Source organism: Micromonospora sp. NPDC049662, assembly GCF_040675055.1.
Lineage (GTDB): Bacteria > Actinomycetota > Actinomycetes > Mycobacteriales > Micromonosporaceae > Micromonospora.
In genome coordinates, this window is the sequence record NZ_JBFAOC010000037.1 from 25,352 (window position 1) to 38,198 (window position 12,847).

The 12,847-nt window shown below is 71.7% G+C and carries 10 protein-coding genes and 2 tRNA genes; 4 read left to right on the top strand and 8 right to left on the bottom strand.

From position 1 onward, the window contains the following. Positions 1-72: 72 nt before the first annotated feature. The 6 genes from AB0J36_RS24045 to AB0J36_RS24070 form a co-directional block, all read right to left on the bottom strand. Positions 73-149: transfer RNA gene (locus AB0J36_RS24045), tRNA-Met, on the bottom strand. A 131-nt stretch (positions 150-280) separates the two neighbouring features. Continuing rightward, positions 281-354: transfer RNA gene (locus AB0J36_RS24050), tRNA-Met, on the bottom strand. Positions 355-414: 60 nt separating this feature from the next. Then, positions 415-1,353 carry a hypothetical protein gene (locus AB0J36_RS24055; protein ID WP_357125938.1) on the bottom strand — a complete coding sequence of 313 codons (939 nt, stop codon included), beginning with the start codon at positions 1,351-1,353 and terminating at the stop codon, positions 415-417. After that, positions 1,343-1,852 (bottom strand): SigE family RNA polymerase sigma factor, encoded by a 510-nt coding sequence (locus AB0J36_RS24060; RefSeq protein WP_357125941.1) that lies wholly within the window; start codon positions 1,850-1,852, stop codon positions 1,343-1,345. Before AB0J36_RS24060 ends, AB0J36_RS24055 begins: the two co-directional genes overlap by 11 nt. Positions 1,853-2,038: 186 nt before the next feature. After that, positions 2,039-5,047 (bottom strand): UPF0182 family protein, encoded by a 3,009-nt coding sequence (locus tag AB0J36_RS24065; RefSeq protein ID WP_363661141.1) that lies wholly within the window; start codon positions 5,045-5,047, stop codon positions 2,039-2,041. A 96-nt stretch (positions 5,048-5,143) separates the two neighbouring features. After that, entirely contained in the window at positions 5,144-6,157 is a 1,014-nt protein-coding gene (locus tag AB0J36_RS24070; RefSeq protein WP_357125946.1) for a PDZ domain-containing protein, read from the bottom strand. Between the two features lie 115 nt (positions 6,158-6,272). On the opposite strand from AB0J36_RS24070, the gene AB0J36_RS24075 reads away from it, so the two are divergent. Then, positions 6,273-7,586 carry a zinc-dependent metalloprotease gene (locus tag AB0J36_RS24075; protein WP_357125949.1) on the top strand — a complete coding sequence of 438 codons (1,314 nt, stop codon included), beginning with the start codon at positions 6,273-6,275 and terminating at the stop codon, positions 7,584-7,586. Positions 7,587-7,908: 322 nt separating this feature from the next. On the opposite strand, the gene AB0J36_RS24080 is transcribed toward AB0J36_RS24075, so the two are convergent. Both AB0J36_RS24080 and AB0J36_RS24085 read right to left on the bottom strand, forming a co-directional pair. Further along, on the bottom strand, positions 7,909-8,517 hold the full coding sequence (locus tag AB0J36_RS24080) for a hypothetical protein (RefSeq protein ID WP_357175353.1): 609 nt from the start codon (positions 8,515-8,517) through the stop codon (positions 7,909-7,911). Between the two features lie 397 nt (positions 8,518-8,914). After that, complete coding sequence (locus AB0J36_RS24085; RefSeq protein WP_357125955.1) at positions 8,915-9,445, bottom strand: M48 family metallopeptidase; 531 nt, start codon at positions 9,443-9,445, stop codon at positions 8,915-8,917. Positions 9,446-9,971: 526 nt separating this feature from the next. Between AB0J36_RS24085 and AB0J36_RS24090 the strand changes: the two genes are divergently transcribed. The 3 genes from AB0J36_RS24090 (at position 9,972) to AB0J36_RS24100 (ending at position 12,803) form a co-directional block, all read left to right on the top strand. Next, complete coding sequence (locus tag AB0J36_RS24090; protein WP_007464795.1) at positions 9,972-10,139, top strand: DUF5679 domain-containing protein; 168 nt, start codon at positions 9,972-9,974, stop codon at positions 10,137-10,139. Positions 10,140-10,347: 208 nt separating this feature from the next. Then, on the top strand, positions 10,348-11,460 hold the full coding sequence (locus AB0J36_RS24095; protein WP_363661142.1) for a hypothetical protein: 1,113 nt from the start codon (positions 10,348-10,350) through the stop codon (positions 11,458-11,460). After that, entirely contained in the window at positions 11,457-12,803 is a 1,347-nt protein-coding gene (locus AB0J36_RS24100) for an AarF/ABC1/UbiB kinase family protein (protein WP_357125961.1), read from the top strand. The genes AB0J36_RS24095 and AB0J36_RS24100 overlap by 4 nt, the downstream gene beginning before the upstream one ends. Positions 12,804-12,847 lie beyond the last annotated feature (44 nt).

A 12,847-nucleotide genomic window follows, 5' to 3' on the forward strand; every position in this document is an offset into this window, starting at 1 on the left:
CGACGGCGGCGACGTCGACCGGAACGACAGAACCCGGTCCCTGTGCGGGAACCGGGTTCTTGTCGTACCTCGTGGTAGCGGGGACAGGATTTGAACCTGCGACCTCTGGGTTATGAGCCCAGCGAGCTACCGAGCTGCTCCACCCCGCGTCGGCTGTTAAAGCTTAACCCACTCGTCCCGGCGATGATCAGCGGGGGGTCGCCCCACCGGGCAACCGCGCGAGCGGACGCGCCAATGACGAAAGCCCGCCTCCGGAAGATCGGAGACGGGCTTTCTCTCGTAGCGGGGACAGGATTTGAACCTGCGACCTCTGGGTTATGAGCCCAGCGAGCTACCGAGCTGCTCCACCCCGCGTCGGCTCGCTAACCGTAGCGCACCGACCCGGGGCACCGCAAAGCGACTCCGATACCGCCGTCAGCCCAGCCAGTTCTCGATCGCCGCCACCGCACGCCGGCTGTCGGCGTCCACCTGCGCGCGCTCGGCGGCGGTGTACTCCCAGCCCTGCTCCCAGAGCACCGTCACCACGTCGTCGACCCGGACCGCCCGGACCAGCCGCACCTCGTACGCGCCCGGGTCGCCCATGCCCGCCGGGTACGGGGCCCGCAGCTCGAACAGCACCGACTCGTCGCCGTACGCACCCGGGTCCAGGAGTCGCTGCCGCCAGACCCTGGTGTCGTCGGGCATCTTCTGCTCGGGGCAGGCGCGCACGGCCTGCCGCAGCTCCCGCAGCGCGTCGTCGGCGCGGCCCGGACGGTAGATGGTGATGCTGTGCCGGTAACTGCCGTCCGGCACATTCCCGGCCGGGGTCTCCGGCCGCTTGTAGGCGATCGACCGGGCACGGCGCTGCACCACCGCCGACTCGCTGGCGTACCGGGCGCCGCACAGCGTCGGCAGGACCGGCCCCGCGGCGGTCGACTCCAGACCGGTCCGGTTGGCGGCCGCCAGGACGAAGAAGGCCCGGTCCGGGATCGAGGTGGGCGCGTGGGCGGTGGCCTGGCCGGTGGGCGCGCCCGACCGCGTACCCCCTGCGGTGGTGTGCGACGGCGTCGGGGACGACGATTGCGGCGTGGGCGGCGCGGACGCCGACGGGGTGGGCGTGGAACTGCCCGCGACCGACGGCGGGGCCGGCGTGTCAGCCGGTGGCGGCAGCGGCACGGACCCGTCCACGGGGAACGCCAGGCGTCCGCCGACGGCGACCCCACCGAGCAGCACCGCCACCGCCAGCGCGCTACCCGCCGCTCGGACCAGGGCCCGCCGGTCGGCGTGCCGCCGGACCACCTCGGGAGGTGCCACCGTCACGTCGTCCACGGCGACGGTGAGCGATCGGTACAGGTCGGAGAGTTCAGCGGACATCGTTCGCCTCCAGTTCGTCGATGTGGACGTCGGGCAGCAGTACGGCCAGCCGGCACCGGCCGCGGGACAACCAGGACTTGACGGTGCCGACCGGCACGTCGGCCTCCCGGGCGATCTCCTCGACCGACATGTCGAAGAGGTAGTGCAGAGCCAGCGCCTGTCGCTGCGCGGCCGGCAGTTGACGGAGCGCGCTCACGAGCAGCACCCCGTCCTCACCCGGTGGGGGCGCGGTCGGCGGCGGACCGCTGCGGCTCAGCAGGACCCGCCGACGGTGCAGGTGCCGCCAACGGTCGTTCGCCAACCGGGAGACCACCAGTCGCAGCCATGCCTCGGGCGCCGGGTGCTCGGCGAGCCGCCCCCACTGCCGCCAGGCCCGCGCGAACGCCTCCTGCACGACGTCCTGCGCCTCGGTGTGGTCACCGGTCACCGCGTAGCCGTACCGGATCATCCGCCGGACGGTGCCCCGGTAGAAATCGTCGAAGCTCTGTGCGTCCCTCACGACTGCCCCCTTGTCCGCCCCCGATGCATCAAGGACGGCAGGGGGCCGGCCGGGGTTGCGGCTCGGCTGGACAAAGCGTGTCGGAGAGGCGACAGGCCGGCATACCGTACGGATGCGACGGAGCCCCCGACGTCCGGACCCGGGGGTCCGACGTCGAGGGCTCCGGTGTGCCTGACGAGCGGCTGGTCAGCCGCCCGGCGTGGCGCTCGGGGTGCCGGACGGCGGGGGCGCGCCGCCGCTCGCCTGCTGCGCCTGCTGGAACGCGGTCAACGCCTCGTCCAGCGCCTTCAGCGCGCGGCCGTACCGTTCGAAGTCCCCGGAGGTCTGCGCGGCGCGAACCTCCGTGATGGCGGACTGCACCCGGTCCGCGGCGACGGCCAGATCGCCGGCCGGCGGGGCGGTGCCGCCCGGCGTCGGGGTCGCGCTCGGCGTCGCGCTCGGGGTCGCGCTCGGCGTCGCGCCCGGCGACGGGCTGGTCGGGTTGCCACCCGTGGTGGGCGGCGGCGAGGTGCCCTGCCCGGCCTTCTTACCCTGATCGACCAACTGCTTGATGCCGTCGTTGATGTTGTCGGCGAGCGCCACGAACGAGCCGCCGTCACCGTAGGAGAGCAGCACCTTCTGCAACAGCGGGTACGCGTCCTGCTGGTTGCTCTTCACGTAGACCGGCTCGACGTAGAGCATCCCGTCGGCGAAGGGCAGTGACAGCAGGTTGCCGTACTGCACCTGCGCCTGGTTGCTGGAGAGCAGGTTGAGCTGCTGACGGATGTTCGCGTTGTTGGTCATCTGCTGGTGCACCTGCACCGGCCCGGAGATCCGGGTCTGGTCCGGCAACTCCAGCACCTCCAGCCGGGGCTTGCCGTCGACGTACGACCCGGAGATCAGCGCGGCCAGGTTCTGCCGGCCGTTCGGGGTGACCGCCGAGGTGAGCTGGAACCGAGGGCTCTCCTGCCCGGGGAACTGGGTGAACAGGTAGTACGGCGGCTGCTTCTGCCCGCTGTCCGGCGCGTCCGGCACGTTCGGCACCTGCCAGAAGTCCTGCGCGGAGTAGAAGTCACCCGGGTTGGTCACGTGGAACTTGGTGAGCAGGTTCCGCTGCACCTTGAACATGTCCGCCGGGTAGCGGAAGTGCTCGTTCAACTCGACCGGGATGTCCGCCTTCGGCTTGATCAGGTCACCGCCGAACGCCTTGTTCCACGCCTTGAGCACCGGGTCGGTGTCGTCGTACTCGTAGAGCGTCACGGTGCCGTCGTACGCGTCGACGGTGGCCTTCACCGAGTTGCGCATGTAGTTGACGTTCTCCCGGGCCAGTTGGAAGGTGCCCCGGTTGGTCAGCTCGTCGGTCGTCTCGACCTGGAGGTTGACGCGCTCGGCGTACGGGAAGGTGGCGGCCGTCGTGTAGCCGTCGACGATCCACTGCACCCGACCGTCGACCACCGCCGGGTACGGGTCACCGTCCAGCGTGAGGAAGGGCGCGACCTTCTCGACCCGGTCCCGCGGGTTGCGCACGTACAGCAGCTTGGAGTCCTTGTTGACCGCCTCGGAGAGCAGGAAGTTCGACTCCTGCTCCTTGATGGCGTAGAGGAGCCGTCGCGAGAAGGAATCGAGCTTGACGCCGCCCTCGCCGGTGTAGGTGTAGGACTCGCCGCCGCCCTCACCGACGGGCCTGTCGAACTCGGCCTTCTTGTTCGGGTCGGACTGCCCGACGATCGCGTAGTCGTCGGCGGCCATCCGCTCGCCGTAGTAGATGCGCGGCTGCTTGGCGGGGATCTGCTCGGTCTGCGAGGAGCACGCCTCCTGGGTCCGCTCGCCGAGGAAGCCGGAGACGAAGAACGGCTGCCCGCCGCACACCACCTGGTTCGCCGGGGCGGCCACCAGGCCGTACCCGTGGGTGTAGACGGTGTGCCGGTTGATCCAGGTGTTCTGCTGGTCGGTCAACTCGCCGTAGTTGATCTCGCGAACACCGACGACGTAGTCGGACGTCTTGCCGTTCACCCCGTACCGGTCGATGTCCAGCTTGGGGCCGAAGTCGTAGAAGCCCCGGACCTGCTGGAGCTGGGTGTACGTCTCGCTGACCAACTGCGGGTCGAGCAGGCGCACGTTGGACACGACGGACGTGTCGGTGGCCAGGTTCGCCGGTGGGGTGAGGTTGCTCGCCGCGTACGGGGTGGTCTCGGTGTTGCCCAACCCGAACGCCGCCCGCGTCGCGTCGATGCTGCGCTGGATGTACGGCGCCTCCTTGTCCTTGGCACTCGGCTTCACCTCGAAGGTCTGCACCGCCCAGGGGTAGATGCCGCCGATCGCCACCGCGGAGACGCCCAGCAGGGCGAGCGAGATGCCCGGCCACACCAGGTTCCGCATCCAGGCGTTGGAGAACACGACGATCGCGATGGCCACGACGACCGAGATGTACGCCAGGATCTCCTTCGCCGTCAGCAGCGCGTTGACGTCCGCGTAGCCGGCGCCGTACAGCTTGGCGCCCTCGTTGTACTCGAGCAGCATCGCCCGCCGGTCCAGCACGTACGCGAGGGCCTTGAGCAGGACGAAAACCGCGACGAGACTGCTCAGGTGCGCGCGCGCTGCGTTGCTCATCCGGTCCCCGACGCCCTGGAGGCGGACCCCGCCGAAGAGGTAGTGCACCGCCAGCGCGCCGATCAGCGCCAGCACCACGGCGGTGAAGCCGACCCCGAGCAGGTAGCGCCAGAACGGGAGCTGGAAGACGTAGAAGCCGATGTCCACCCCGAACTCCGGATCGACGGCACCGAAGTCACCGCCGTTGCGGAACAGCAGCCACTGGTCCCACCGACTCTGGGCGGACAGCCCGGCGAAGAGGCCGATCACGGCGGCGATCAACGCGATCCAGGTGCCGAGACGCGGGCTGAGCGCCATCCGGTAGCGCTCCAGCGTGGCCTGCTCCGCCGAGTGCGGTCGCAGTCGCGGCCGCAGCCGGTACGCCAGCCACAGGTTGCCGCCGATGACCACCGCCATGCCGAGGCCGATGACTGCGAAGAGCAGCAGTCGGGTGACGAGCACACCGGTGAAGACCTCGGTGTAGCGCACCTCGTCGAACCAGAGCCAGTCGGTCCAGGCCTGGACACCCCAACCGAGCAGGGTGAAGAGCACGAACACCCCGACCAGGACGGCGATGGTGACCCGGCCGCGCCGGCTCATCCTCGGCAGAGGGCTGCTGCTACGCATTACCACTGTTGGCTCCGCACGCTCGATGTGATCGGCTCCGATCAGGCACCCAGAGTACGGGTTGTTCCTGAGCGTGTCGGGGCACGGTCACACGGGTCAGCAGCGGGTCGGCTGACCACCGGCGCGCAGCGTCTCCAACGCGGTCAGCGCCTCGTCCAGCGAACCCACCTTCAGCAACGGCAGGTCGGGCTGCGGGTTACGGACCGCCTCGGCACAGTTGTCGGCCGGCACCAGGAAGACCTTGGCCCCGGCCCGCTTCGCGCCGACCAGCTTCTGGGCGATTCCGCCGATCGGACCGACGGTGCCCTCGTCGTCGATGGTGCCGGTGCCCGCGATGACCTTTCCGCCGGTGAGGTCGGCCGGGGTCAGCTTGTCCACGATGCCCAGGGCGAACATCAGACCGGCGCTCGGCCCGCCGATGTCCTCCAGGTCGATGCCGAGCGTGAACGGGTGCGGCTGCTGCTGGTCGATCTCGACGCCGATGCGCGGTCGACCGTCCTGCTCCCGGCTGGTCACCGTCGCGGTGGCCGGCGTGCCGTCGCGCGTGTAACCGATGGTCAACGCCGTACCCGCCGGCTTGGCCCGGATCAACTCGGTGACCTTGGCAGCCACCGGCACCGGCTGACCGTCGACCGAGGTGACCACGTCGCCGACCTTGAGCGTCCCGGCGGACGGGCCGTCCGCCGCGACCGTCTTGATCACCACCTGCACCGGGAAGCCCAGTTCCCGCAGCGCGGCGGTCTCGGCGCTGGTCTGCGACACCTTGAAGTCCTCGGCGTTGCGCTGCTCGACCTGCTCGGTCGACTCCCCCGGCGGGTAGACCAGTTCGCGCGGCACCACCGCCTCGTCGTCGGAGAACCAGCCGGCGATCGCCGAGCGGAGCCGAACCGTCGGCTGCACCCCCACCGTCGTCAGCCGCAGCTGGCCCGCCGACGTGGAGGTCTCCCGGCCGGTGACCTGGATGACCTCCTTACCGTCGGTCGTCCCGAGCGTGTTGACCGTCGGGCCCGGGCCGAGCACCACGTACGGAATCGGCACCCGGAGCACCCCGATACTCAGCAGGGCGGTGAACAGGGCACCGAGCAGGACCGTCAGGCCACGACGTCTCATGCGCCAGAGCGTACCGATCGCCACCGGCCGGTCCGACGGATGCGTCACACGACTTCGCCCTCAGCGCAACGCCAGCGGCGACTACCTGGGGCGCGGCGCGCGTACCGTAGAGGTCGTGCCTGATATTCCGTTCGGTTTCGCGCTCCCGGGTGGGCAACCACCAGACCCCAACGATCCCGCGCAGATGCAGCAGTTCATGTCGCAGTTGCAGCACCTGCTCTCGGCGCCGGGCAGCGGGCCGGTCAACTGGGACCTGGCCCGGCAGGTAGCGGCCAGCCAGCTCGCCGCCGCCGGTGATCCGGCCGTGTCACCGTACGAGCGCAACGCCGTCGAGGAGGCGTTGCGCCTGGCCGACCTGTGGTTGGAGCCGGCCACGTCGTGGCCGTCCGGCATCCAGTCCCCGGTCGCCTGGAACCGCAACGAGTGGATCTTCAAGACGCTCGACGTGTGGCGCAAGCTCTGCGACCCGGTGGCCAGCCGGATGGTCGGCGCGATGGGTGACCTGGTGCCGCCGGAGGCGCGCGCCCAGCTCGGCCCGATGCAGTCGATGGTGGCCACCCTCGGCGGCGCGCTCTTCGGCGGCCAGCTCGGGCAGGCCCTCGGCTCGCTCGCCGCGGAGGTGCTCTCCGCCGGTGACATCGGGCTGCCGCTCGGCCCGGCCGGCACGGCCGCGCTGATTCCGGCCAACATCCGCGCGTACGGCGAGGGCCTGGAACTTCCCGAGGACGAGGTACGCCTCTACGTGGCGCTGCGCGAGGCCGCCCACCAGCGGCTTTTCCAGCACGTTCCGTGGCTGCGCGGGCACGTGTTCAGCGCCGTGGAGATGTACGCCGCTGGCATCCGGGTCAACCGTGAGGCGATCGAGGAGGCGATGGGCCGGGTCGACCCGACCGACCCGGAGTCGATGCAGGCGATCGCCCTGGAAGGCATCTTCACCCCCGAGGACACTCCGGCGCAAAAGGCCTCGCTGGCCCGCCTGGAGACCGCGTTGGCCCTGGTGGAGGGCTGGGTGTGCCACGTGGTGGACAGCGCCGCCGGCGACCGGCTGCCCAACGTCGTACGGCTGGGCGAGGCGTTCCGCCGCCGCCGGGCCGCCGGTGGCCCCGCCGAGCAGACCTTCGCGGCGCTCGTCGGCCTGGAGCTGCGCCCGCGCCGGCTGCGCGAGGCGGCGGCCCTGTGGGCGGCGCTCACCCAGCACCGCGGCATCGAGGGCCGGGACGCCGTCTGGGGCCACCCGGATCTGCTCCCCTCGGACGACGACTTCGCCGACCCGGTGGCGTTCGCGATGAACGACATGGACCTGAGCGAGCTGGACAGCTTCGACTTCACCGCCCCGGGCGGCGCGCACGAGAAGGCGCCGGGCGAGTCCGACGACGAGGGCGACAACGACGACAGCGACAGCGGCACGGACGGCGGCACCAAGAGCTGACGCGGCCAGGCCGGGCGCCCGCGAGTCGGGCGTCCGGCACACGCCCGGCGCAGCTCGGGCGTCCGACACACGCCCGGCGCAGCTCGGGCGTCCGACACACGCCCGGCGCGCCTCGGGCGTCCGACACACGCCCGGCGCGGCTTGATGATCCACTCGGCTTCCTGGAAAGCGGGTTGTCCGCGCGGCCTGGACGCCGCGCTTTCCGGGAATCCGCTTGGATCACGCCCGCGACAACCCCGCGCGGGGCGGCCGACGCCTCGACGGCGCGGCGGCCAGGCGGGGCAACCGGGCACGGCGACGGCGGGCCGATCAGGCGGGCCGATCAGGCGGGGCGGCTTGAGCCCGACAGCAGCGAGCGGGTGGCCTCCCAGCCTTCGAAGGCCGGGTCCAGCGCGGCGAGGTCGGCCGGGCCACGCTGGCGTCGCCAGCCGGCCGTGACGGCGACGTCCCCTGGCTGGGGGGCGCCGACCCGGGCGTCGGCCGGCATTGCGGTGTCAAAGTCGAGCGGGGGCAACCACTGCGGCACGGGCAGCCGTACGGCCACTCCGAGCAGACCCGGGCCGCCGCCCTCGGCCGGGGCGACGGCGACCGACCGGGTGGTGAGCGGGCGCAACAGCTTGCCGACGGTCAGCGCGGGCAGGTCGGGCACGTCACCCGCGAGCACTGCCGCCTGGTCGTAGCCGTCCAGCGTGGCAAACACCGCGTTCGGCGTCGGCTCGGGTACCTCGTGGACCGCGGTGCCGGGCCAGACCAGCGCGTCCGCCAGCGGACGGTCTGCCGGGGTCACGGCGACGGCCACGTCCACCTCATTGAGGGTCGCGACCAGGTCGATGACATCCTCGGCGAGCGCCGCCCGCCACTCCGCCAGGTCGATCCCCGGCGGCGACCACCGCACCGGCCCGAACATGACCACCACCACCCGCCGCGCCATGACCCGACCCTAACGCCCCGACCCACCGCCTCACTCACCCCACCGACGCCCACCCCGCCGAGCCCAACGCGCGCCGAGCCCCACCCCGCCGAGCCCAACGCGCGCTGAGCCCGCCTCGTCGAGCCCAACGACTCGGCCCGCCGCATTGCGCCAGCCCAGACGGGCCTAGTCGGCCGATGGGCCCGGTGATCGACTCCACACCGGTGAAGTCGGGGCATCCCGACGCCAGGACACCCCAACATCGGCGAACCGGAGTCGATCAAGCCGGACAGGCACGCAAGCCGGACAGGCACGCAGGCCGGGCAGGCACGCAGGCCGGGCAGGCACGCAAGCCGGACAGGGCCCTAGGCGCGTCAGGCCGGGCAAGGTCACCGGCTGGGCTGAGCCCAGGGGCGGGTCAGGTGGGGACGGGGGCGCAGGATGCGGCGGCGACGCCCTCCAGGTAGCCGCGCGCACGCTCCGACTTGGGGTACCGGCCGACGAGCCCCCAGAAACGGGCGTTGTGGCTGGGCACGATGAGGTGGGTCAACTCGTGCAGCAGCACGTAGTCGATCACCCAGTCGGGCATGTCCTGGACGCGATGCGAGATGCGAATGCTGCGGTCGGCGGGGGTGCAGGAGCCCCAGCGGCCGTTCTGGTTGGTGACCCATCGGACGCTGGCCGGCACGGCCTTCTCGCCGTAACCGCCCAGGTAGAGGTCGATCAGCCGGTTGGCCCGGGCGACGAGTTCGTCGTCGGAGCGGGCCAGTCGACCCTCGCGGGCGGCGAGCCGTGCCAACATGCGGTCGACCCACTCGCTCTCCTCGGCCCGGGAGAACTGGTCCGGGATGAGGACGACCACCCGCTCACCGTCACGGTACGCAGACACCGTGCGTCGCCGACGCTGGCTGCGCCGTACCTCGACGACCGGCTTACGCGTCCCCGCCATCACTGGGCCGCGCAGCCTCGGCTACGTGTCACGAGGGAAAGCTAATGCGTACTGACCAGGGGTCCGCAAGAGTCAACCGCGCGACACGCGCCCAAAAAATGGTGATTGGTCGCCCGGCGTCCCGAAAATTTCTTGACCGGACCACCGCCGAGGTGCCATCACGCCGTCTCGTCACCCACCGTGTACGCCGGCGGCGGCATCGCGCGGTCCGCCCCTCCACCGTAGGTGATCACCGCGCTCGACGCCGCCGCGGGGGCACCCGCAGGGGTGGCTGTGAGGGTTTGGTCGGCGTGTCCCCGCCAAACTGACTTATCCGACCTAATTCGCCATGCACACTCTCGACGTCGACTTGCTCACAGTGACGATGCACAGCTGACATGGAACTGCCCAGACCTGGGTAGGGTCCGCGAACCAGCGGTCACGAAGGTGGCCGTGGAGTAAGCCCCAGCGCCGGCGCCCCGTGAGGTCCGCCGCCGGGCATTCCGCCGGAACCGTATTGACCGGCGGACGAGACGAGGAGGGCACCGTGGCCGACCAGGCCCAGACCTACAACGGTTACTGCGTGAAGTGCAAGGAGAAGCGGGACTTCGAGGGGCACGTGGAGGTCTCGAAGACCGGCATGAACATGGCCAAGGGCAAGTGTCCGGTATGCGGCACAACAGTGAACCGGATTCTCGGCAAGGCGAAGGTCTGACCCGTACGGATCTGCGGGGGCGGGACGGCGGAGTGGCCGTCCCGCCCCCGTTGCCGTTCCGCCCGTAGGTGACTCTGTCGGGTGGCCGACAGCACGCGCAGTGGCCTGTGGATAACCCCGCAGATCCTGTGGACAAGGCTGGATACGGCCTTGGACGCCTGTGGACAACGATCGACCGAGCGCACGGATGCGGTCACGATTCGTCACCATGAGTCGTACGCCGCTGCCTCGCCCCACCCTGCTGCCCGGCCTGAGCCGGCTCTGGCGGGATCGGCACACCCTGCAGATCGGCCTTGGCCCCGGGCTCGCCGTACTGGTGGAGCTGACCAATCCGCGCACCGCTCACCTGCTCGATCTGCTGGACGGCACCCGCAGCGAGCGGGACGTACTGACCGAGGCCGGCGCCGCCCAGGTTGCCGCCGACGACGCTCGTACGCTGCTGGACGCCCTGCGCGCGGCGGGCCTGCTGGTGCCGGCGCACACCCTGCTCCCCCGCGACCTGGCCGGGCCGGTCCGGGCCCGGCTCGCCGCCGAGGCCGGAGCGTTGGCGCTGGCGGCAGCCCGGTTACCCGGCACCCCGGCGCAGGTCCTGCGCCGTCGGCGGGCGGCCCGGGTGCTGCTCACCGGCGGCGGGGCCCTCGGCGGACCGCTGGCGCTGGCGCTGGCCCAGGCCGGCGTCGGCCAGGTGATCCCGCACCTCAGCGGCCCGGTACGACCGATCGACCTGATCGGGACGGGCATTCCCGCTGCCGAGTTGGGCCGGCCACTGGCCCCGGCGATCCGGGCGGCGGTCGACCGTGTCGCGCCGGGCACCGGCACCCACCCGGTCCGGGCCGCCCGGACGGATCTGGTGATCCAGTTCGGCGCGGACCGTCCGCCCGCGCTGCTCGCCGCCGGTCTCGCCCAGCGCCGCCAGCCGCACCTCATGGTGACCGTCCGCGAGGGCGTACCGGTGATCGGGCCGCTGGTCCGTCCGCCCGCCGGGCCGTGTCTGCGCTGCGTCGAGCTGCACCGGGCCGACCGCGACCCGGCCTGGCCAGGGCTCGCCGCTCAACTGGCCGCGGCGCGGCCGGTGACCGCCGGCGCGACCGGCACACTGTTCGCGGCGATCGGATACGCGGTGGCGGAGGCCCTGGCCCACCTCGACGGCGGGCAGCCCGAGACGCTGGGGGGCGCCGTGGAGATTTCCGGCGCGGGCCGGTTCCGGCGGCGGGGCTGGCCGCCGCACCCGGCGTGCGAGTGTTCGCGGCGCCGGGCGTACGCACCAGCCCGGCCGCACGGCAGCATCGGACCCCTGAAGTCGGTAACAATGGCGAAGTGACCGACATCCCGCGCCGGGCCGTGTCCCGGACCGCCAAGCTCGCCGCTCTGCCGCTCGGCTTCGCCGGTCGGACCGTCCTCGGCATGGGTAAGCGCGTCACCGGGCTCGCCTCCGACGTCATCTCGGCGGAGATCCAGCAGCGCACCGCCGAGCAGTTGTTCAGCGTGTTGGGGCAGCTCAAGGGCGGGGCGATGAAGTTCGGCCAGGCGTTGTCGGTCTTCGAGGCGGCCCTGCCGGAGGAGATCGCCGCCCCCTACCGACAGGCGCTGACCAAGCTTCAGGAGGCCGCGCCGCCGTTGCCCGCCGCGAGCGTGCACAAGGTGCTGGCCGAGCAGCTCGGTCCGGACTGGCGCGACCGGTTCGTCGAGTTCAACGACACCCCGGCCGCCGCGGCGAGCATCGGGCAGGTGCACCGGGCACGGTGGCGGGAGCCGGGGTACGGCCCGTCCGGCGAGCCGAACAGCCGCGACGTGGCGGTCAAGATCCAGTATCCGGGTGCCGGCGACGCGCTGCTCGGCGACCTCAAGCAGCTCTCCCGCCTCGGCGGAATGTTCCGGGCGATTCAGCCCGGCCTCGACGTCAAGCCGCTCCTCGTCGAGCTGCGCGAGCGGATCACCGAGGAGTTGGACTACGAACTGGAGGCCGAGTCGCAGCGGGCCTTCGCCGCCGCGTACGCCGACGACGAGGAGATCTACATCCCGGGCGTCGTCTCCGCGTCGCCCCGGGTGCTGGTCACCGAGTGGGTGACGGGCACACCGCTCGCCGACATCATCCGGGACGGCAGCGAGGAGCAGCGGGACGAGGCCGGCCGACTGATGGCCACGCTGCACCTGTCCGCACCCCAGCGGGCTGGTCTGCTGCACGCCGACCCGCACCCCGGCAACTTCCGGCTCCTGCCCGACGGACGGCTCGGGGTGATCGACTTCGGCGCGGTGGCCCGAATGCCGGAGGGCACACCGGAGCCGATCGGCTTCATCGCCGGTCGGGCGTTGCGCGGGGACGCGGACGGCGTGGTGGCGGGGCTGCGGGACGAGGGGTTCATCGGGGCCACCGACGAGATCGACGCCGAGGGGGTCCTCGACTTCCTCCGCCCGATGCTGGAGCCCATCGCCGCCGACGGGTTCCGGTTCACCCGGGCCTGGCTACGCGCCGAGGCGGCCCGGCTGGCCAGCCCCCGATCCCCCACGTACCAGTTGAGCCGGAAGCTCAACCTGCCACCGTCGTACCTGCTCATCCACCGGGTGACGCTCGGGTCGATCGGGGTGCTCTGCCAGTTGGAGGCCAAGGCCCCGTACCGGAGCATCCTGGAACGCTGGCTGCCCGGCTTCGCGCCGGTCGCCTGAGGACGTAAGGGAAGGGCGGGTGCCGGTCGGCACCCGCCCTTCTG

Excerpts from the sequence above, each read along its gene's own strand:
- AB0J36_RS24055 (WP_357125938.1), bottom strand. The coding sequence starts at position 1,353 with ATGTCCGCTGAACTCTCCGACCTGTACCGATCGCTCACCGTCGCCGTG.
- AB0J36_RS24065 (WP_363661141.1), bottom strand. The coding sequence starts at position 5,047 with ATGCGTAGCAGCAGCCCTCTGCCGAGGATGAGCCGGCGCGGCCGGGTC.
- AB0J36_RS24070 (WP_357125946.1), bottom strand. The coding sequence starts at position 6,157 with ATGAGACGTCGTGGCCTGACGGTCCTGCTCGGTGCCCTGTTCACCGCC.
- AB0J36_RS24080 (WP_357175353.1), bottom strand. The coding sequence starts at position 8,517 with ATGGCGCGGCGGGTGGTGGTGGTCATGTTCGGGCCGGTGCGGTGGTCG.
- AB0J36_RS24085 (WP_357125955.1), bottom strand. The coding sequence starts at position 9,445 with ATGGCGGGGACGCGTAAGCCGGTCGTCGAGGTACGGCGCAGCCAGCGT.
- AB0J36_RS24095 (WP_363661142.1), top strand. The coding sequence starts at position 10,348 with ATGAGTCGTACGCCGCTGCCTCGCCCCACCCTGCTGCCCGGCCTGAGC.